The 20,086-nt window shown below is 71.7% G+C and carries 16 protein-coding genes; 8 read left to right on the top strand and 8 right to left on the bottom strand.

Translation table 11 applies throughout. The features are described 5' to 3' along the window. Positions 1 to 61 precede the first annotated feature (61 nt). The 3 genes from AC5YDA_RS11510 (at position 62) to AC5YDA_RS11500 (ending at position 3,817) form a co-directional block, all read left to right on the top strand. Entirely contained in the window at positions 62 to 1,006 is a 945-nt protein-coding gene (locus tag AC5YDA_RS11510) for a zinc-binding dehydrogenase (protein WP_496188480.1), read from the top strand. 153 nt (positions 1,007 to 1,159) lie between these two features. Beyond that, positions 1,160 to 2,602, top strand: coding sequence for an alanine/glycine:cation symporter family protein (locus tag AC5YDA_RS11505; RefSeq protein ID WP_496188481.1), 1,443 nt, complete (start codon positions 1,160 to 1,162; stop codon positions 2,600 to 2,602). A gap of 138 nt (positions 2,603 to 2,740) precedes the next feature. Beyond that, the gene (locus AC5YDA_RS11500) at positions 2,741 to 3,817 is read left to right on the top strand and encodes a 2,3-butanediol dehydrogenase (RefSeq protein WP_496188482.1); all 1,077 of its coding nucleotides are present in this window, start codon (positions 2,741 to 2,743) and stop codon (positions 3,815 to 3,817) included. Positions 3,818 to 3,834: 17 nt separating this feature from the next. On the opposite strand, the gene AC5YDA_RS11495 is transcribed toward AC5YDA_RS11500, so the two are convergent. From AC5YDA_RS11495 to AC5YDA_RS11480, 4 genes are read right to left on the bottom strand one after another with little or no spacing between them, the layout of a single operon-like run. Beyond that, on the bottom strand, positions 3,835 to 4,656 hold the full coding sequence (locus AC5YDA_RS11495) for a hypothetical protein (RefSeq protein ID WP_496188483.1): 822 nt from the start codon (positions 4,654 to 4,656) through the stop codon (positions 3,835 to 3,837). A gap of 38 nt (positions 4,657 to 4,694) precedes the next feature. Beyond that, on the bottom strand, positions 4,695 to 6,254 hold the full coding sequence (gene menD / locus AC5YDA_RS11490) for a 2-succinyl-5-enolpyruvyl-6-hydroxy-3-cyclohexene-1-carboxylic-acid synthase (RefSeq protein ID WP_496188484.1): 1,560 nt from the start codon (positions 6,252 to 6,254) through the stop codon (positions 4,695 to 4,697). Next, on the bottom strand, positions 6,251 to 7,201 hold the full coding sequence (locus AC5YDA_RS11485; protein WP_496188485.1) for an o-succinylbenzoate synthase: 951 nt from the start codon (positions 7,199 to 7,201) through the stop codon (positions 6,251 to 6,253). Before AC5YDA_RS11485 ends, menD begins: the two co-directional genes overlap by 4 nt. Continuing rightward, complete coding sequence (locus tag AC5YDA_RS11480) at positions 7,198 to 8,415, bottom strand: isochorismate synthase (RefSeq protein ID WP_496188486.1); 1,218 nt, start codon at positions 8,413 to 8,415, stop codon at positions 7,198 to 7,200. Before AC5YDA_RS11480 ends, AC5YDA_RS11485 begins: the two co-directional genes overlap by 4 nt. Positions 8,416 to 8,457: 42 nt before the next feature. Here AC5YDA_RS11480 and AC5YDA_RS11475 point away from each other — a divergent pair, with 42 nt between their 5' ends. From AC5YDA_RS11475 to AC5YDA_RS11465, 3 genes are read left to right on the top strand one after another with little or no spacing between them, the layout of a single operon-like run. Continuing rightward, positions 8,458 to 9,396 (top strand): 1,4-dihydroxy-2-naphthoyl-CoA synthase, encoded by a 939-nt coding sequence (locus tag AC5YDA_RS11475; protein WP_496188487.1) that lies wholly within the window; start codon positions 8,458 to 8,460, stop codon positions 9,394 to 9,396. After that, positions 9,396 to 10,550: an AMP-binding protein gene (locus tag AC5YDA_RS11470; RefSeq protein WP_496188488.1), complete on the top strand. Its 1,155-nt coding sequence runs from the start codon at positions 9,396 to 9,398 to the stop codon at positions 10,548 to 10,550. The genes AC5YDA_RS11475 and AC5YDA_RS11470 overlap by 1 nt, the downstream gene beginning before the upstream one ends. Further along, complete coding sequence (locus tag AC5YDA_RS11465) at positions 10,528 to 11,889, top strand: MFS transporter (protein ID WP_496188489.1); 1,362 nt, start codon at positions 10,528 to 10,530, stop codon at positions 11,887 to 11,889. Before AC5YDA_RS11470 ends, AC5YDA_RS11465 begins: the two co-directional genes overlap by 23 nt. 2 nt (positions 11,890 to 11,891) lie before the next feature. On the opposite strand, the gene AC5YDA_RS11460 is transcribed toward AC5YDA_RS11465, so the two are convergent. Further along, on the bottom strand, positions 11,892 to 14,075 hold the full coding sequence (locus AC5YDA_RS11460) for a heavy metal translocating P-type ATPase (RefSeq protein WP_496188509.1): 2,184 nt from the start codon (positions 14,073 to 14,075) through the stop codon (positions 11,892 to 11,894). A 65-nt stretch (positions 14,076 to 14,140) separates the two neighbouring features. Beyond that, a complete protein-coding gene (locus AC5YDA_RS11455) occupies positions 14,141 to 16,141 on the bottom strand; it encodes a cytochrome c oxidase assembly protein (protein ID WP_496188490.1) in 2,001 nt (666 codons plus the stop codon). A 191-nt stretch (positions 16,142 to 16,332) separates the two neighbouring features. Between AC5YDA_RS11455 and gnd the strand changes: the two genes are divergently transcribed. Continuing rightward, complete coding sequence (gene gnd / locus AC5YDA_RS11450; protein WP_496188491.1) at positions 16,333 to 17,271, top strand: phosphogluconate dehydrogenase (NAD(+)-dependent, decarboxylating); 939 nt, start codon at positions 16,333 to 16,335, stop codon at positions 17,269 to 17,271. Here the strand turns inward: gnd and AC5YDA_RS11445 are convergent. After that, on the bottom strand, positions 17,256 to 17,810 hold the full coding sequence (locus tag AC5YDA_RS11445) for a DNA-3-methyladenine glycosylase I (RefSeq protein ID WP_496188492.1): 555 nt from the start codon (positions 17,808 to 17,810) through the stop codon (positions 17,256 to 17,258). The two genes, gnd and AC5YDA_RS11445, sit on opposite strands and share 16 nt — an antisense overlap. Positions 17,811 to 17,905: 95 nt before the next feature. Here AC5YDA_RS11445 and AC5YDA_RS11440 point away from each other — a divergent pair, with 95 nt between their 5' ends. After that, positions 17,906 to 18,478, top strand: coding sequence for a hypothetical protein (locus AC5YDA_RS11440; RefSeq protein WP_496188493.1), 573 nt, complete (start codon positions 17,906 to 17,908; stop codon positions 18,476 to 18,478). A 138-nt stretch (positions 18,479 to 18,616) separates the two neighbouring features. Here AC5YDA_RS11440 and AC5YDA_RS11435 read toward each other — a convergent pair whose 3' ends face one another. Continuing rightward, entirely contained in the window at positions 18,617 to 20,065 is a 1,449-nt protein-coding gene (locus AC5YDA_RS11435; protein ID WP_496188494.1) for a uracil-xanthine permease family protein, read from the bottom strand. Positions 20,066 to 20,086 lie beyond the last annotated feature (21 nt).

The following is a 20,086-nucleotide window of genomic DNA, read 5'->3' as shown; positions in this document are numbered from 1 at the left end:
AGGAGCAGGCGCTCGGGGAGCATACTCGGGAGGAGTAACGCACTCGGTCAAAGGAGACCTCATGAAAGCCTGGCACTTCACCGGCACCCATCAGCCGTTCCAGCGCGTGGACATCCCCAACCCCGTCGCGGCCCCCGGACGGGTCGTCATCGACATCAAGGCGGCGGGCCTCTGCCACAGCGACGTCGGCATCCTCGAGGATCCCAAGTGGCTGGGGACCATGAAGGAGTTGCCGGTCGTTCCCGGTCACGAGGGCGCGGGCGTCATCGCGGCCGTCGGCGAGGGCGTCACGGACTGGAAGGTCGGCGACCGGGTGTGCGTGTGGCCCATGATCGACCTCAACGGCTACCTGATCGACGGGGCGTGGGCGGAGCAGTCCACCGCCTCCCCGGACGCCCTCCTCCGCATCCCCGACGGCGTGTCCTTCGCCCAGGCCGCGGCGGCCACCGACGCGGGCATGACCTCGGTCGGGGCCGTCATGGGAACCGGCGAGGTCAGGGCGGGCATGAAGGTGGGCGTCATCGGCTTCGGCGGCCTGGGCCAGATCGGCGCCCGCGTCGCGCACCTCAACGGTGCCGAGGTGTACGTCGCCGAGGTCAACGAGTCGGTCTGGGAGCGCGCCCGGGAGGCCGGGGCGGTCAAGGTGGCGAAGTCGATCAGGGAGTTCAAGGACGACCAGCTCGACGTCATCGTGGACTACGCGGGCTTCGGGACCACGACCGCCGACGCGATCGAGACCGTCAGGTTCGGCGGCCGGGTCGTGCAGGTGGGCATGGGCAAGCTCGAGGCGACGATCAACACCTACGCGCTCATCCTCGGCAAGGTGCAGCTGTTCGGCTCGATGGGCGGCGAGAAGTCGCACATCGAGGAGACGCTGCGGTGGATGGCCGACGGGGAACTCGCCCCGGTCATCACCGAGATCGACTTCGAGGACATCCCCGACGGCATCGATCGCCTCACCCAGGGCACGGCCGTCGGCCGTCTCGTCGCCAAGGTCGCCGACTGACCCCGGGGGTGCACCGGAATTCCCCGGCCGGTGCACCCAGGCCGTCGGGAGGGGGCAGAGAACTCCGCTGTGGTGCTGGCGCGCGGGCCCGGTCACCCCGTAGCGTAGGGCCGCCCCTGTCAGGGGAGCTCCTCCCGGAAAGGCAGTACGCCCATGGCCGACACCATCGTCACGTGGCTCAACGACACGCTCACGTGGGTCCTCATCGTCTTCCTGCTGTCGGCGGGCCTCTTCTTCACGATCGTGACCAGAGGCGTCCAGTTCCGGCTCTTCGGCACCATGTGGAAGACGATCTTCGGTTCCCGGGGCAATGCGGGACAAGGCGTTTCCAGTTTCCAGGCCTTCGCGATCTCGCTCGCCTCCCGGGTGGGCACCGGCAACATCGTGGGCGTCGCCATCGCGCTGACGCTCGGGGGGCCCGGCGCGATCTTCTGGATGTGGGTGATGGCGCTGCTCGGCATGGCGACCGCCTTCGTCGAGGCGACGCTGGCCCAGATGTACAAGGTCCGGCACGGCGAGGACCACACGTTCCGCGGCGGTCCCGCGTACTACATCGAGCGCGGCCTCGGGCTGCGCTGGGTCGGCATCGTCTTCGCCGTCTCACTCGTCTTCACCTTCGGCTTCGCCTTCAACATGGTGCAGGCCAACACGATCTCCGGCGTGTTCAACGGCACCTGGGGCATCCCGCCGCTGTGGACCGCCATCCTCCTGGCGATCCTGACGGCCGCGATCGTCTTCGGCGGGATCAAGTCCGTGGCCCGCGTGACGGAGTTCCTCGCCCCCCTCATGGCCCTCGTGTACGTCGCCCTGGCGATCATCGTGCTCGGGATGCGGATCGGTGAGGTCCCGGGCGCCATCGGCCAGATCTTCGCCGGCGCGTTCGGGCTCGACCAGGCGCTGGCCGGCACCGCCGGCGGCATCATCGCCGCCATGCTCAACGGCGTGAAGCGCGGCATGTTCTCCAACGAGGCTGGCATGGGCTCGGCCCCGAACGCGGCGGCGACCGCGAATGCGAGCCACCCCGCCCAGCAGGGCCTCATCCAGTCCGCCGGCGTCTTCGTCGACACGCTCGTGGTCTGCACCGCGACCGCCGTCATGATCCTGCTGTCGAACCCCGCGGTGTACACCCCCGGCGTCACCCAGCGCGACGTGGCCGCGACCCTCACCCAGAACGCACTCGCCGACACGCTGGGCGCCTGGGTCATGCCGGTCATGGCGTTCCTGATCTTCGTCTTCGCGTACAGCTCGGTGCTCGGGAACTACGCCTACGCCGAGGTGAACCAGGACTTCATCGGTGGCGGCCACGTGGGCAACCTCGCGGTGCGCGCGCTCGCGGTGCTCGCGACCTTCTGGGGCGCCATCCAGGAGCTGGCGTTCGTGTGGTCACTCGCCGATGTCGCCATGTCGGTGATGGCGGTCATCAACATCACTGCCCTGTTCTTCCTGGGCAAGCGGGCCTACCTCGCGCTGCAGGATTTCGAACGCCAGAAGGGGGTTCCGCCCATGGAGCGGGTCTTCGTCGCCGAGCCGGGCAGCCGGCTCGACCGGGAGATCCCCGGCGACATGTGGACCTTCGAGGTGGGCGACCGGAGCTGAACCCCTCGCCCGGGCGGTGCCGGGGTTATCGTGGGTGGGTCATCTCCGCGGTCCGGTACGGGTCTGGAGTTCCGTCTGCGACACGCGCCGACAGCGCGACCGGGCGACGGTGCCCGGTCCGGACAGAAGGGGCACACGATGAGGGCAGCGCGATTCCACGCGAGGGGCGACATCCGGATCGATGACATCCCGGAGCCGGAGGTGAAGCCGGACGAGGTGGGCATCGACGTGGCCTGGTGCGGCATCTGTGGGTCCGACCTCCACGAATTCCTGGAAGGTCCCCTCTTCATCCCGGCACCGGGTCATCCGCACCCGATCAGCGGTGAGACGGCCCCGGTGACGCTGGGGCATGAGTTCTCGGGTGTCGTCTATGCCGTGGGCGAGGCGGTGGACGACCTTGCTGTCGGCCAGCACGTGGTCGTGGAGCCCTACATCCTCCACGACGATGTGGACACGGGGCCCGACAGCCGCAACTACCACCTCTCGCCCGACCTCGGGTTCATCGGGCTGTCCGGCAGGGGCGGTGGTCTGGCGGAGAAGGTGTCGGTGAAGCGGCGCTGGGTCCACCCCATCAGTGACGACGTGCCCCTGGACGAGGCCGCGCTCCTCGAGCCGCTCTCGGTGGCCTACCACGCGGTGGACCGATCGGGCGCCAAGGAGGGTGACTTCGTGTTGGTGGGCGGGGCCGGCCCGATCGGGCTCCTCGTCGCCGCGGTGCTCAAGAGCCGGGGTGCCACCGTGGCGGTCACCGAGTTGAGCAGCCTGCGACGCCAGCGTGCCCTCGACTCGGGATTCGCCGACCACGCCTTCGACCCGCGTGAGGTGGACGTCGTCGCCGCCGTCCGGGAACTCACGGGGGGAGCGGGTGCCCACGTGGCCGTCGAGGCGACCAGTGCGCAGCCCGTGCTGGACACGTTGCTCGAGGCGTTGCGTCCCCAGGGCGTGCTCCAGGTGGTGGCGATCTGGAGCCATGAGGCGTCACTCGACCTGTTCCAGGTGGTGATGAAGGAGATCGACGTGCGCGGCACGATCGCCTACGTCAACACGCACCCCCACACCATCGCCCTGGTCGAGTCGGGTGAACTCGACCTCAAGCAGTTCATCACCGGACGCATCGGGCTCGACGACCTGATCTCCAAGGGCTTCGACACGCTGATCAACCACAACGAGACCGCGGTGAAGATCCTCGTGTCGCCGTCGGGGAAGGGACTCTGACACCTCGCGAGCCGAGGTCACGCCGAGCAGGAATCCATGCCCTTGGTCAGGCGCTGGAACACACCGAACAGGGCGACGGCGAGGGCGGCGGCGACCATGGTGGTGCCCTGCGGCGTCCCGATGACCAGCGCGCCCGCGAGCAGGACGGCGCCGGCGGTGACCACGCCACAGGGGCCGCAGCCCAGGTCGGGCCGCCATCCGCGCTCGGGGACGTAGGTCGCGATGATGACGGCCAGCAGGAACGACACTGCGGCGACGAGGAGGAGCCGGCCGGCCGGGGCGCCCTGGATCCCGCCCGTGAGGGCGAACACCCCGAACAGGATCGGGGCCACCACCGTCAGGGCGGTCCTGCGCCGGGGTGGGGCGAACGCATCCCTGACCAGGTCCCAGGGGTTGCTGGAGCGCGTGGCGGGCGGGACCAGCGCCTCGCGCAGGGCGGGCGCCTCACGGATCACGAGCGCCTCGGGCGACGAGAACGCGGCGACCCGGGGCGGAGCCAGGGCCTCCTCCAGCGCATCCACCCCGCCCTGGAGGTACGCGCGCCAGTCCGGGGCGTCGGGTGCCACGCCCGCGAGGCGGCGGGCCCACGTCTGCCTGGTGGTCTCCACGGACGCCCGGGCGTCCGGCTGGCCCACCGGCCCGGCCGCCGCGCGGCGGGCCTCGGCCAGCGCGACGGCCGCGCCCTCGTGGTACTTGGCCGCGGGCTGCGGTGAACCCGAGCGCGACATCGCGCACAGGGACGCCTGTCCGGACACCTGGGTGAGCCGGGCGAGGGCCGCCTGCTCGCTCGCGCCGAGGCGCGCCACGAGCGCAGCGGAGGACGGGTGGGTCTCGGTCACGCGGTCAGCATACCCCCGGGGGTATGATCGGCCCAACCTCAACCGCGTCCGACCGGCGGCAGCGGAACGAGGATCAGGCTGGCGCCCCGGACAGGCTCGGCCAGGGCCTGGGGCAGGTCGTCGATCGCGACCTCCTGCGCCCGGACGCCCAGGGCCCGAGCGGCGGCCACGGCGTCCACGTGCTGCGGGGTGGCGAAGAAGCGGTTGAACGTCGCGTCCACCGCTCCCGCGTGCTCGAGCGTGGCGAAGATCCCACCCCCATGGTCGTCGAGGACGATCACCTGGAGATCCTGTTCCGCTTCGAGGTCCCCCTGCGCGAGGCCGCCCAGGTCGTGCACGAACGACAGGTCTCCGAGGACCACCCGGACCGGTTCGCCCAGCCCCGCGGCGAGGCCACGTGCGGTCGAGATGAGGCCGTCGATCCCGGCCAGGCCGCGGTTGGCGAACACGGACGCCGCCCGCTCGGCTCCCGGCGCCACGGCGTCGAAGGCCCGGATCGTGTTGGAGGAGCCGAGCAACAGCGCGGTGTCGGTCGCCCACAGCGCGAGCGCGGCACGCTGGATCGGCGTGGCCGCCTTGTCGACGGCGGCGTCGGCGTCCCGCCACCTCCGCAGCCACGCGAGGTCGGACGCCGCGGGCTCGGGCGCCTCGATGGCCCCCACCACGGCCGACGCGGCCCCGGTGACGTCGGTCCACCGTGCGGTGGGGCTGACGACGACGACCTCGGCGTCCCGGTTCGACAGCAGCCGGGAGATGGGCCGGCTCAGCGTCGGGTGGCCGAACACGACCACCCGCTCGACCTCCGCGGCCAGACCGGCCGCGATCAGGGCGAGGTAGTGGACGATGGCGTCGCCCGAGCGTGCGCCGGAGGAGGGTTCGGCCAGCAGCGGCCACCCGGCGGCGTGCGCCAGCGCTGCGGCGTCCGGCCCCGCGCCGTCGCCGGCCACGGCGAGCGTGCGCCGTCCGGCCGGCAGCGGTGTCGCGACGGGATCGAGCGCGGGCTGCACACGGACCGGTTCGGGCGGGACGCCGAGCTCCCACCGGGAGCCCGGGACGAGCGGCTCGGCGAACGACACGTTCAGGTGCGCCGGCCCCGGATCCCGGGTGAGCGTGCCGAGCGCGGCCGCGATCAGGCGCGTGACGTGGCCGCGGACCGCTGCCGGGTTCGCCCGGGCCGGCAGCTCGGCGACGGCGCGTGGGGCGTCGGCGAAGATCCCGGTCTGGATCGTGGTCTGGTTGGCGCCCGTCCGGTGCCACTCGTGCGGGCGGTCGGTGCTGACGACGAGCAGCGGGACCCCCGCGTGAGAGGCCTCCAGCACGGCCGGGTGCAGGTTGGCCACGGCGGTGCCGGACGTGGTGACGAGGGCGACCGCGCGCGGCTCGCCCCGGTGGAGGGCCGCCCTGGCGAGCCCGAGGGCGAAGTACCCCGCGGTCCGCTCGTCGACGCGCACGTGGGCGCGCAGCCAGCCGGCGGCCTCGGCGTCCGCCACGGCGTAGGCCATCGGTGCCGAGCGTGATCCGGGGGCCAGCACCACATCGCGCACGCCCGCCGCGACGAGTTGGGTGACGATCTCGCGGGCCATCTGGGTCGAGGTCATGCGAGCACCTCCTGCAGGTCGATCCCGGCGAGACGGGCCACGCGGTCGAGGCGCTCGCGCCAGGCGCGGTCCACCTCGGGGGCGGCCGGGCGCACGGCGTCCGGGGTGGGGCGGCGGACGGGGAGCGCGCCGCCGTCGGGGAGGAGGGGGCTGGTCGTGACGTCCGAGCGGAACATCGCGACGGTGGCCAGGCCCGCGGCGTTGGTGCGGGGCAGTGCGGCGGCCAGGGCGACACCGGCGGCGATGCCGACCGACGACTCCAGCGCGGACGACACGGTGACGGGCAGCCCCAGCTCCTCGGCCAGGGCCAGGCACGCGCGGACACCACCCAAGGGCTGCACCTTCACCACGATCACATCGGCGGCCCCGGCCCGGACGACGGCGTACGGGTCCGACGCCCGGCGGATCGACTCGTCCGCCGCGATGGGCACGGAAACGGAGCGGCGGACGCGCGCGAGGTCCTCGACGGAGGCGACGGGCTGCTCGGCGTACTCGAGGCCACCCGCGGCCCGGTCGAGGCGGGGCAGTGCGGCGACGGCGTCGGCCAGCGACCAGGCGGCGTTGGCGTCCACCCGGACGTGCCCGCCCGGACCCAGCGCGTCCCGGACCGCGGCGACGCGGTCGAGGTCGTCGGCCAGCGACTGCCCGGCCTGGGCCACCTTCACCTTGACCGTCGTGCAGCCGGAGGCGCGGACGATCTCGGCGGCCCGCTCGGCTCCCACGGCGGGGACGGTGGCGTTCACGGGGACGGTGTCGCGCACGGCGTCCGGGAAGGGGAGCGTGGCCGCCTCGACCGCCGCGCGCAGCCACGGGACGCAGGTGGCGTCGTCGTAGTCCCAGAACGGGGAGAACTCGCCCCACCCGGCCGGGCCGCGCACCAGGACCCCGTCGCGCTCGGTGAGGTTGCGGAACCGGTCCCGCAGCGGCGTGGCCCAGGTGAGGATCACGGACGGTCCACCGGGGAGAGGGCCTCGTACATCGGCAGGAACTTTCGGGCCGTCTCGGCGAGCTCGTCGCTGGGGACCGACCCGGCCACGATGCCCCCGCCGGCGAACAGGCGGATGCCGGTGCCGTCGTCGGTGACCTGACCGCACCGCAGGGCGATGACGAACTCGCCGTCACCCGCGGCGTCCACCCAGCCCACGGGCCCGGCGTAGCGACCGCGGTCGAAGCCCTCGAGCTCGGCGATCACCCGGAACGCCACGTCCGTCGGTGTCCCGCACACCGCGGCGCTCGGGTGGACGATGCCGGCCAGCGCGAGGCTCGAGTGGTGCTCGCGCAGCGTGCCACTGATGTCGGTGGCCAGGTGCATGATGCGGCTCAGCCGCTTGACCTCGGGGTCGCGCGTGGCGACGTCGGCCACGGTGACCAACCGGTCCGCCACCGAACGTGCGGCGTAGGCGTGCTCGGCGAAGTCCTTGGCGGACGCCTTCAGGCGCGTCGCGGTGATGTCGTCGAGGCCGACGTCGCCGGTCACCGGTGCCGAGCCGGCGAGCACCTGGGAGCGAACCCGGTCACCCCGGGTCGCGATCAGCATCTCGGGGGAGGCGCCGACCAACCCGTCGACGTGGAACGTCCAGCTGGAGGTGTTGGCCTCCTGCAGGCGGGCGAGCAGGGCGGAGATGTCGAGGGGGTCCGGTGAGCTGGCGAACAGGTCGCGGGCCACGACGACCTTCTCGACCTCGCCGTCGGTGATCCGGTTGACGGCGGCCTGGACGGCCTGCCGGTAGCGCTGGCGGGTGAGGGTGCCGGGCAGCAGCTCCAACTCCTCGAACTCCCGCGGTTCGGTCGGACGGGGGAGCACGGCCCGGGTGGGGACACCGTTGGGCGTGACGGTGAGGACGCCACCGCTCCAGCGCCCGAGCAGGGCCGGGACGATCAGGACCGACTCGGCCGAGGAGTCGTCGGCGAACGAGCACGTCGCGAAGGCGACGGGGTTGGCTCCCGGCTCGAGGGTGGCCGCCCAGCGATTGAAGGCCTCGTCCAGGCTCCCGAAACGGTCCATCCCGCGGGCGGTGGCGCGGAACGACTCCCCCCAGCCGAGCATGGCCGTCAGGTCCGCGCCGGAGCCGGTCGCCCAGACCAGCGGGAGCCCGCGGCGCAGGGATGTCGCGAACGGCTCCTCGAGGGCGAAGGCGGCGTTCTGCTCGGGCGTCGTCACGGTGGTCAACCTTACCTTTCGCCGTCGGTAGGCTGGGCCACCATGGGCAACCCGTTCGATCCGACCCGCTGGCGCGCCGTCGAAGGCTTCGACCTGACCGACATCACCTACCACCGGGGGATCACCCCCGAAGGGGCGGACCTCCCGGTCGTCCGCATCGCCTTCGACCGGCCCGAGGTGCGCAACGCGTTCCGGCCCCACACGGTCGACGAGTTGTACCGGGCCCTCGACCACGCGCGGATGACCTCGGACGTGGGCACGGTGATCCTCACCGGCAACGGGCCCTCGCCCAAGGACGGCGGCTGGGCGTTCTGCTCCGGCGGCGACCAGCGCATCCGGGGCAGGGACGGCTACCGCTACGAGGTGGACGGCGCCGACGACGAGGCGGCCCCCGCCCAGCGGCGTGAGCAGATCGACCCGGCGCGGGCCGGGCGCCTGCACATCCTCGAGGTGCAGCGACTGATCCGGACGATGCCGAAGGTGGTCATCGCCGTGGTCTCGGGCTGGGCGGCCGGCGGCGGACACTCGTTGAACGTCGTCTGCGACCTCTCCATCGCCTCCCGGCAGGAGGCCCGCTTCATGCAGACGGACGCCAACGTCGGCTCCTTCGACGCCGGCTACGGCTCGGCCCTCCTGGCCCGGCAGGCCGGCGACAAGCGGGCCCGCGAGATCTTCTTCCTGGCCCGCGAGTACTCCGCCGAGGACGCCGAGCGCTGGGGCGTCGTCAACGAGGTCGCCGATCACGACCGGATCGAGGACCTCGCCCTGGAGTACGCCCGCATCATCGCGACCAAGTCGCCGCAGGCGATCCGGATGCTCAAGTTCGCCTTCAACCTCGCCGACGACGGGCTGGCCGGCCAGCAGGTGTTCGCCGGTGAGGCGACGCGTCTCGCCTACATGACGCAGGAGGCCCAGGAAGGGCGCGATGCGTTCGTCGAACGCAGGGACCCTGACTGGACGGGCTACCCGTACTACTTCTGATGCGTCCCCTCATCTGGGGCGGAGGGGGCACCTCCGCCGCTGCGGTCGACTCGCTGTACGACCTGCTCCGTGCGGAACCCCCATCGGAACCGGTCATCGTGATGGCCGGTTCCAAGGAGGCGTTCGCGAGCGTCGTGGAGCGCATCGCCCAGCCCCTCGACGGGGTCGACGTGGTGATCCGGACGTCGGGGTCGACCGATGGGCGAGGTCGCCTCGTGGGCCTGTCCCGGCGGGCGCTCGAGGCCTCCGCCCGCGCCACCCACGACCGTCTCGCCGGCCCGGGACAGTGGCTGACCTCGCTCCCGGTGGACGCGGTGGCGGGCTTCCAGGTGATCAACCGCAGTGCGCTGGCCGGGCACCGTCCGGTCGTCTACGCGCCGCGCCGCGGCTTCGACCCGCTCCTCTTCGAGGAGGCGCTCTCCCGCTTGGTGCCGGGGGTCCCGCACTACTTGTCCCTCGTGCCGACCCAGCTCCACGGCATCGTCGGGACGGCTCCGCAGTTGCTCGGCGGTTTCGAGGCGATCCTCGTGGGTGGGGCGGCCCTCGCGCCGGACCTCGCCGCCCGAGCAGCGGATGCCGGCGCCAGGATCGTCCGGACCTACGGGTCGACCGAGACCAGCGGTGGCTGCGTGTACGACGGCGTCCCGCTGGACGGAGTGGCCGTCCGCGTCGTGGACGGACGGATCCAGCTCGGCGGCGCCACCCTGCTCACGCGCTACCTGGACACGGCCGACCAGCCCTTCTCCGACGACCGGTGGTTCGTCACCAACGACCTGGGCAGCATGGACGACGGTCGCCTCAGCGTCCTGGGCCGGGCCGACGACGTGGTCATCTCCGGGGGCGTGAACGTCCACCCCGCGCGCGTCGAGGCGGCGCTGGCCCCGCTGGGCGGGCAGTGGGTGGTCGTGGGCGTCCCGGACTCCCACTGGGGCCAGCGCGTCGTGGCCGTCACCACCGCAGACCCCACCCCGAGCGCGGACGCCGTGGCCGCCGCCACCGCGCACCTGGCACCCGCCGAGCGGCCCAAGGACGTGCTCGGCCTTGCCACTCTCCCCTTGCGCCCCACGGGAAAGGTGGATCGCCGTGCGGTCGCCGAGTACGCTGCACAGAGTTTCAGGAGGGACATCGCGCATGACGAAGGCCGCCCAACGTGAGGCACAGCGTGCCCGGACGAGGCGCCGCTCCCTGTTCGCCGGCACGGTCGGAAACCTCGTGGAGTGGTTCGACTGGGCGGTCTACGGATTCTTCGTGCCGGTCTTCGCGGCCTCGTTCTTCCCCCTGGGGGACCATCTCGCGCAGATCCTCGCCGGCTTCACGATCTTCGCGGTGGGCTTCTTCTTCCGGCCCCTCGGTGGCGCGATCCTCGGATCCTACGCGGACCGCCACGGCCGTCGTGCCGGACTGACGTTGGCGATCCTGCTCATGGCGGGGGGCAGCCTGCTGATCGCGTTGCTCCCCACCTACGGGCAGGTGGGCGTCCTCGCCCCGGTGCTGCTGACCGTGGGGCGCTGCATCCAGGGCTTCTCGGCCGGCGGTGAGTTCGGGACCTCCTCCGTCTTCCTCGTCGAGAACGCACCCCCCGGACGCCGGGCCTGGGCCGGGTCCTGGCAGCAGGTCTCGGTGGGGATGGGCACGCTCCTGGCGTCCATCCTCGCGGCCGTGATGTTCGCCACGCTCTCCGACGCGGCCCTGGCCGACTGGGGTTGGCGGGTCGCCTTCGGCATCGGTGGGGTGCTCGGCCTCCTGGGGCTGTGGCTGCGCAGGGTGGTGCCGGACACGGAGGCGTTCACCCGGGTCAAGGAGAACGGCCGCGTGATGAGTCGTCCTCTCACGAGCGTGCTGCGTGACCACCCCCGGGCCGCGCTGCGCGTCATCGGCCTGGTGGCGGCCGGCACCGCGCTGGTCCAGTTCTGGTTCATCTCCCTGCCCTCGGTGCTCCACCTGCACACCGGCGTCGAACTCCGCGAGGCGCAGCTGGCGGCGATGCTGGGCCTGGCGCTGTTCACGATCCTGCAGCCGGTGTCGGGGTACCTGTCCGACCGATTCGGACGCCGCCCGATGCTGCTGTTCTTCGCCGTCGGTTCGGCCGTCACCTTCATCCCGCTGCTGAACACGGTGGGGCAGACGATGTCCAGCGTGCTCGTCGCCGTCTCGGTGAGCGCGGTGCTCTTGGCGGCCTACGCCGGGTCGCTCGCCGCGGTGATGGCCGAGCAGTTCCCGCCCGAGGTGCGCGCGGCCGGCATCTCCCTGCCCTATGGCATCGCGGTCGCCCTGTTCGGCGGCCTCGCGCCCGTTCTGGCCACCGCGATGGTGGCCAACGACTCCTTCTGGGTGTTCCAGGTCACGATGGTGCTGCTCTGCATCGGTTCCGGTGTCGTCTACTGGGTGATGCCGGAGACGAAGACCGATCCCCGCGTGCGCGCCGCCACCTCCACTCCCGGTGCCGGCTCGCCGTCCGAGACGGGTGTCGTCGCCGGCGCGTACGACTTCTGACCTCAGCGGCCCGGGGTGAACCTCCGCAGGCGCGTGGAGTTCGACACCACGAACACCGAGGACAGGGACATCGCGAACCCGGCGATGAGCGGGTTCAGCAGCCCGAGCGCGGCCAGCGGGATGGCGGCGATGTTGTAACCGAACGCCCACACGAGGTTGCCCTTGATCGTGCGCAACGTGCGCCGGGCCAGGGCGATGGCGTCCGGGATGACGTTGAGGTCACGCCGGACCAGGATGATGTCGGCCGACTTCATCGCGACGTCGGTCCCCGACATCACGGCCAGGCCCAGGTTGGCGGACGCCAGCGCCGCGGCGTCGTTGATGCCGTCGCCCACCATGGCGACCCGACGGCCCTCGTTCTGGAGGCGCTCGATCACGGCTGACTTGTCGATCGGGAGGACCTCGGCGATGACCTCGTCGACACCGACGATCCCCCCGATGGCCTCGCCGGCCGCCCGGCGGTCACCGGTCAGCAGGACCGTCCGCAGGCCCATCTCCTTGAGGCGGGCGACCGCGGCGGCGGCCGAGTCCTTGATCGTGTCGGCCACCTCGATGATGCCGACGAGCTCGTCGCCGACGCCCACCAGCACGGCGGTGCGTCCCGCTCCGGCGGACGCCTCGAGCGCGGCCTCGGCCGCCCCATCCACGGCGATCCCGCGCTGGCGGAACAACCCCGGGTTGCCCACCACGACCGTCCGGCCGTCGACCTCGCCGGTCGCACCCAGGCCGGGCAGCGCGATCATCCCGGTCGCCCGGGGCACCCCCACGCCCGCATCCGCGGCCCGCCGGACGACGGCGCGCGCGATCGGGTGCTCGGAGTGGTGCTCGACGGCGGCGGCGAGGGCCAGCACGGCGTCCGGGTCGCCCCCCTCGTGGGAGCGCACCGACTCCACGCGCATCTCGCCCGTGGTCAGGGTGCCCGTCTTGTCGAGCACGACGGTGTCGATGACGCCGGAGGCCTCGAGGGCGTCCGGGCCCTTGATCAGGATGCCCAGCTGTCCGCCGCGCCCGACGCCCACCATGAGCGCGGTCGGCGTGGCCAGCCCCAACGCGCACGGGCAGGCGATGATCAGCACGGACAGGGCCGCTGAGAACGCCGCGCGCACCCCACCGCCGGCCAGCAGCCAGGCAGCGAGCGTGACCAGCGCGATGACGAGCACCACGGGGACGAACCACCCGACCACCTTGTCGACCATCGTCTGGACGGCCGCCTTGCGGGCCTGCGCCTGCTCGGCGGTCGCGGCCATCTGGGCCAGCTGGGTGTGGGCGCCGACGCGCTCGGCCCGCACGATGAGAGCACCGGTGGTGTTGATCGTGCCGCCCAGGACCGCGTCCCCCTCGGTGACCTCGCGGGGCACCGGCTCACCCGTCATCATCGACGTGTCGATGGCGGAGGAACCCATGACGACGGTGCCGTCGGTCGCGATGCGTTCGCCGGGGCGGACGCCGAAGCGGTCGCCCACCCGCAGCTCGCCGATCGGGATGACCGACTCCACGCCGTCACGGATGACCCGCACCGAGGTGGGTGCCAACCGTCCGAGCGCCGACAACACCGAGCGTGCCGACTTCTTGGAGCGCGCCTCCATGTAGCGGCCGCCCAGCAGGAAGGTCGTCACGGCGGCGGCGACCTCGAGGTAGAGCGAGTCGGCGCCGGCCGGCGCGATGCCGTAGCCGAGCCAGTAGCCGGTGGTGTCCTCGGTGCCGAGGATGGTCGAGACCAGTGACCACGTGAACGCGGCGAGGATGCCCAGCGACACCAGCGTGTCCATGGACGTCGACCCGTGCCGCAGGTTGCGCCACGCCGCCTTGTGGAACGGCCAGGCGCTCCAGAAGATGACCGGCAGCGAGGCGACGAGCAGGATCCACTGCCAGCCGGGGAACCGCATCTGCGGTGCCAGCGCCAGCACGATCGCGACGTCGCCCAGCGGGACGGTGAGCAGGGCAGCCACGATGAGGCGGTTGCGGAGCATCTTCACGCGGTCGGCGTAGCCCTGCCCCTCCTCACCCTCCACGACGGGGGAGGCGCCGTAGCCGGCGGCCTCGACCACGCCCACGGCGTCCGGCGCCTTCTCCGGTGGCAGGCCGAGGATGACCGCGCGCTCGGTGGCGTAGTTCACCGTCGCCCGGACGCCGGGCATCTTGTTGAGCTTCTTCTCGATGCGGTTCGCGCAGGCGGCGCACGTCATGCCCGAGACGTCGAGCTCGACGCGTTGGTCCAGCCCGCTGGTGAGGGGGGCCTCCGGGGTCGCGGTCACGACTCCAGCCGCCTCAACTGGGCCTCGCGGGCCATCTGCTCGTCACGCCTGGCCAGCTCGGCCAGCATGTCGTTGTAGGCGTCGAAGGAGTCGTCGGTGCCGGCGTCCGCGGCCTCGTCGATGGTGCTGGCCTCGCGGCTGTCGGAGCGGAACCACTGCCACGCGAGCGCGGCGATGACCACGAACAGGGGGACCTCCCCGAGGAACCAGGACGCCTGTCCGGCGATGTTCTGGTCGGCCAACAGGGCGGCGTGGTCGGGCAGCCAGGGGACCTGGATCGTCTCGTAGAACGCGGCGCCGAGGAGGGTCTGGGACGAGAGGATGCCCACCGCGAACACCGCGTGGAACGGCATGATCGAGATGACCAGGGCGAGCTTGAGCAGGTGCGGCAGCTGCTTGCTGGTGCGGTCGGAGCCGATGATCATCGTGAAGAAGAAGTAGCCGGTCATCATGAACACCAGCAGCATCAACTGGTGGGCCCAGTGGTACTTCATCAGCCAGGCGAAGGCGGGCGTGTAGTACACCGCGAAGAGGCTGCCCACGTAGGCCACCCAGGCGACGGGTGGGCTCGTGAGGAACTGCCACAGGCGGTGCGACTCCAGGGAGTCCAGGGCCGAGCCGAGCGAGACGTGCGTCTCCGAAGGGGTCGACGCCGCCCGGACCAGAGCCAGGGGAGCGCCGAGCACGCCCAGCACCGGGACCAGCATGTTCACGGTCATGTGCACGACCATGTGCCAGCTGTACTGGACCGTCGAGTACTCCCACATCCCGGTGACGGCCAGGAACAGGGTGAGCAACCAGGCGGCCGCCCACGCCACGGTGCGGCCGATCGGCCAGCGCTCGCCCCGCTGGCGCGCGCGCAGGACGCCGAGCGCATAGGAGCCCAGGGCGAACGTCGCGATGCCGATCCACAGCAGGTTCGGCCGCCCCGGGCTGACGAGCAACGAGATCGTGGGGGCCACGGTCACCTCGTAGCCCAGGTAGTTGACCATGATGGACTGCGGCTCGAGGAACCGGGGCGTGGGGACGTGGTTCTCCGCGGTCACGGCGGTCACGTACGCGACGGCCAGGATGACGTCGCGCCCGAGGCTGCCCGCCGTCCGGCCGCCGACGAACTGCCGGACGGCCCAGCTGAGCGCGAAGAGACCCAGGACCACGAGGATCACGATCGTCCACAGGCCGTACGGGGTGGTGGTGGCCGGCAGGCCCGCGAGCTGTTGCCAGGCGATGACGCCGTGGCCCGCCGTGGTGACGAGCAGCAGGGGTGGCACGAGCCGCTGGTAGCGCATGACGGACGCCGGCGTCCCACCGAGCCAGGCACCCACGGCCGCGGTCAGGAGCGGAACCACCGTGAAGACCACGGCCACCGCGGCGTCCGTCGCCCAGTCGTGGTCGAGACCCACGGTGACGTTGCCGGTCACCGTCACGAACGCCAGCGCGACCGTACCGGCCACCAGTCCCAGCAGGCTGCTCGCCCAGTGCCGGCTCCCGTAGGACGCGACCACGATGGCGGCGGCCACGATCGCGGACGCGAGCCACGCCAGGCCCGAGGGGGAGGCCCACACGAACGTCCACCACGCCTCGGGACGCAGCGTCACCCCGATGGGGACGCCGTTCACGTAGGCCGGGTTGGCGAACGTGTTCAGCAGCGACGCGGCGAACCAGACCTGGCCGAGGCGGCCGGCCCACGGCAGCAGGCGGCGGCCGCCCTCGGTGAGGGTGTGGTCGGGATTGCGCGGCGCGAAGCCGACGATGGCGGTGAGGGCACCCAGGGTGCCGAAGGCTGCCAGCCGTGCCGTCAGGTCGCCGAGCAGGGAGATCAGGCCGGTCACGTCGTCGGCCTGGATGCGCGCCGGGAGCGGCGGACGCGTCGCCAGGTCGAGACCCACCAACCACGCCGCCACATAGGCGGCCACGGCGGCCCCCGCCAGGGACAACAGGACCGCGGTGCTGCGTCGGCTCGGAACGGTGGACGGCGTCCTCGGCGTGCTGTTCACGAACTACCTCAAGAGATCGGGGGGAACCGACACAGGGGCATCGGCTTCGGCGGTGAGTCTAGTCCGCGGGACCGGGGGGCGCCTTGACGGGCCCAGCCACTCGACCCCATCCGTGGTACTGCGGCTGACGCCCGACTAGGCTCACCGTGAGTCTGGGCGACCACGCGAGACAAGCGACGAAGGGGAGCATCATGCAGCTGGGACTGATCGGACTGGGCAAGATGGGCGGCAACATGCGCGAGCGGCTCCGCCGCGCCGGCCACACCGTCATCGGGTTCGACACGAACCCCGACATCTCGGACGCGAAGGACCAGGCCGACCTCGTCGCCCAACTCACGGACTCTCCCCGCGTCGTCTGGGTGATGGTGCCGGCGGGCAAGGTCACCGACGCCGTCATCGGTGAACTCGCGGGCCGCCTGTCCGAGGGCGACATCATCATCGATGGTGGCAACAGCAAGTGGACCGCCGACCAGCGCCACGCCGACGAACTGGCCGCCAAGGGCATCCGCTTCATCGACTGCGGCACCTCCGGCGGTGTGTGGGGGCTCGAGAACGGGTATGCGCTCATGGTCGGTGGCGCGGCTGACGCCGTCGCCGTGGCCCAGCCCATCTTCGATGCGCTCAAGCCCGAGGGCGACTCCGGCTTCGTGCACGCCGGCGAGGTCGGCGCCGGCCACTTCGCCAAGATGGTGCACAACGGCATCGAGTACGGCCTCATGCAGGCGTACGCCGAGGGCTGGGAACTGCTGGAGCGGGCGGACATCGTCACGGACGTGCCCGCCGTGTTCGAGTCGTGGCGCGTGGGCACCGTCATCCGTTCCTGGCTGCTCGACCTGATGGTGCGCGCCATGGACGAGGACCCGCACCTCGACAGGATCGAGGGCTACGCCGCCGACTCCGGGGAGGGGCGCTGGACCGTGAACGCGGCCGTCGACCTCGGTGTCCCGGTGCCGACGATCTCCGCAGCCCTGTTCGCCCGCTTCGTCAGCCAACAGGAGGACAGCCCGACCATGAAGATGATCGCGGCCATGCGCAACCAGTTCGGCGGGCACGCGGTGCGCTCCGAGGGCGCGGACGGCGTGCCGCCGGCCCCGTCGAAGGGATCGACCCCCGGTCAGGCCCACGCCTGAGCGCCGGCCCGGCCCACCGGGGCCTCCCGCCCGCGGTGTTCCAGGATCCCGATCGCCTGCATCAGGGCGAACATCGTGACGGGACCGACGAACACGAAGCCGTGCTTCTTGAGGGCCTTCGACAGCGCGACGGACTCCGGCGACTGGGTGGCGTCCGCCCCCAGCGTCGGGTCGGCCGGGCGGAACGACCAGACCAGCCCCGCCAGGTCGAGTCCGGCGTCCGTCATCGCCGCGGTGGCGCGTGCGTTGGTGATCGCCGCCTCGATCTTGCGGCGGTTGCGGACGATGCCCGCGTCGGCGAGCAGTCGCTCGACGTCGGCCTCGGTGTAGCGGGCCACCGCCTCGGGGTCGAAGTCGTGGAACGCAGACCGGAAGGCGGGCCGCTTGCGCAACACCACCGCCCACGAGAGCCCTGACTGGAACCCCTCCAGCACGATGCGCTCGTAGACACCCGGTGTGTCCCGCACGGGCAGGCCCCACTCGTGGTCGTAGTAGTCGCGCATCAGGTCGCTGGCCTCGGCCCAGGCTGGTCTGTCCATGCCCAGACAATAGGCAGCCCCTGTCCCCGGCACGGGGGCGGGTGAAAACCTGCGGGGAGCACCCACCGGTGGGATCATGTCAACAGGAGGACGCCATGAAAGCCGTCTCGCTCTTGCAGGTCATCTATTCGTTCTTCCTGGGGCTGGTCGTCGTCGGACTGGTGGCCATCGGCATCAACACGTTCCACCCCCAGCCCCAGTGGCCGGACTACGGCTACGACAAGTACCAAGGGACACCCACCCCGGAGCAGATCGCGGACCAGGAAGCCGCCATGCAGGCCGTGCGCTCCGCCCAGGAGACGTGGTCGCTCACCACGAGCATCATCCTGCTGGTCTGCGCGACGCTGATCCTCGCGGTGTCGCTGTGGCGCCCGGCCCGCATGGCCGTGATCTCCAACGGACTGCTGCTGGGCGGCATCTTCACGATGATCTACGCGGTGGGGCAGTCCATGTCGGCCGCGCAGGGGCAGTTGGCCCGCTTCTTCGTCGCGTTGGCCGCGCTCCTGGTGACCGTCGGCATCGGGTACCTGACGTTCATCCGCCGTACCCCCGCCGTCGAGTCGCTGGGCGTTCGCGGGGCCGACGTGGGCGACACCGGTCCGCTCGGCGAGCGTGTCTCGGCCATCGAACGCAGGCTGGACGCGCTGGGCAGGGCACTGAACGACTGAGGTGGGGTCACCCTCCGCTCCCACGGGCTCGCCCCACCGGCGCCCTTCAGGCCCTCGGCACGGTGCTGTGCGCCGTCCTCGCGGTGACCCTGCCGTGGCAGTCCGTGGCCGTGGGCGCGGTGGTGCTGCTCGTGGGGCTCAGCGGTCGCCGGTTGATCCTGCGTCGTCGTCCCGGTAGGCGCCCGGACGGTCGATGATCAGGACCGCACCGTCGGCGTCCGCGCGCATCTCGGCGGGGGCCAGCCAGCGGGCGAGGTGGTGGACGAGCACGGTCACCAGCGTGCCGAAGGCGATGCCGCCCAGGATGAAGCTGTCGCTGAACTGCAGGGTGACGTCGCCGACGCCGATGATGATGCCCGCCGAGACCGGGACGAGGTTGAGCGGGTTGCCGAAGTCGACCCGGTTCTCCTTCCAGATCTTGGCGCCGAGCAGGCCGATCATGCCGTACAGCACCACCGTGATCCCGCCCAGGACGCCGCCCGGCGTCGCCGAGATGACGGCACCGAACTTCGGGGAGAAGCCGAACAGGATCGCCACCATGGCGGCGACCACGTAGGCGGCGGTGGAGTAGACGCGGGTGGCCGCCATGACGCCGATGTTCTCGGCGTACGTGGTGGTCGGGCCGGCGCCGCCGGCGGTGGCGATCATCGAGGCCAGGCCGTCCGCCCCGATGGCCTTGCCCATCTCGCCGTCCAGGTCCGCGCCGGTCATCTCGGCGACGGCCTTGACGTGGCCGGTGTTCTCGGCGATCAGGGCGATCACCACGGGCAGCGCGATGAGCGCGAACGCGACGTTGAACGAGGGGAGGTGGAAGCCCACCACGTTGTTCGCGCCGTGCAGCGTCCAGGCGCCCAGGTCAGTCACCGGGGGCAGGCCGAACCACGGCGCCGAGGCGACGCCGGACCAGTCGACGCGGAGGTGCGTGGTCGCCTCACCGGCGGCGGGGGAGAACGACGTGATGGGACCGGTGGCGAGGTCGAGCACCCACGACAGCACGTACCCGAAGATCAACGACAGGAAGATGGCGATGCGGCTCAGGAACCCGCGCACGCCCACCGACAGCACCACGACCACCAGCATGGTGATGAGTGCGACCCACTGGTCCTGCGGCCAGTAGGTCTTGGCGACCACCGGGGCCAGGTTGAAACCGATCAGCATGACCACCGCACCGGTGACGACCGGCGGCAGCGCCTTGTGGATCACGCCCGATCCGGCGAAGTGGATGATCACGCCGGCGATGAGCAGGGCCACGCCAACCCAGAACATCGCGCCCGACACGTGGCTGGGGTTGCCGCCGGCGGCATAGATCGCCGTCGCCACGCCCACGAAGGATGCCGATGAGCCGAGGTAGGAGGGCACCCGGCCCTTCACCACGGCCAGGAAGATGAGGGTCGCGACGCCGGACATCATCACCGCGAGCTGGGGGTTGAGGCCCATCAGGAGCGGGAAGACGAACGTCGCGCCGAACATCGCGACCACGTGCTGGGCGCCCAGACCAACGGTCTTGCCCCAGCTGAGCCGCTCATCGGGGGCGACGACCGCCCCGGGCTTCAGGGTTCCGTCACCGTGCAGCTTCCAAAGGGCCATGCCGCCACCTCACCTCAGGGC

Source organism: Propioniciclava sp. LT294 (genome assembly GCF_059516005.1).
Note: the sequence above shows the minus strand (reverse complement) of the source record. Positions and strands in the feature narration are given on the sequence as shown.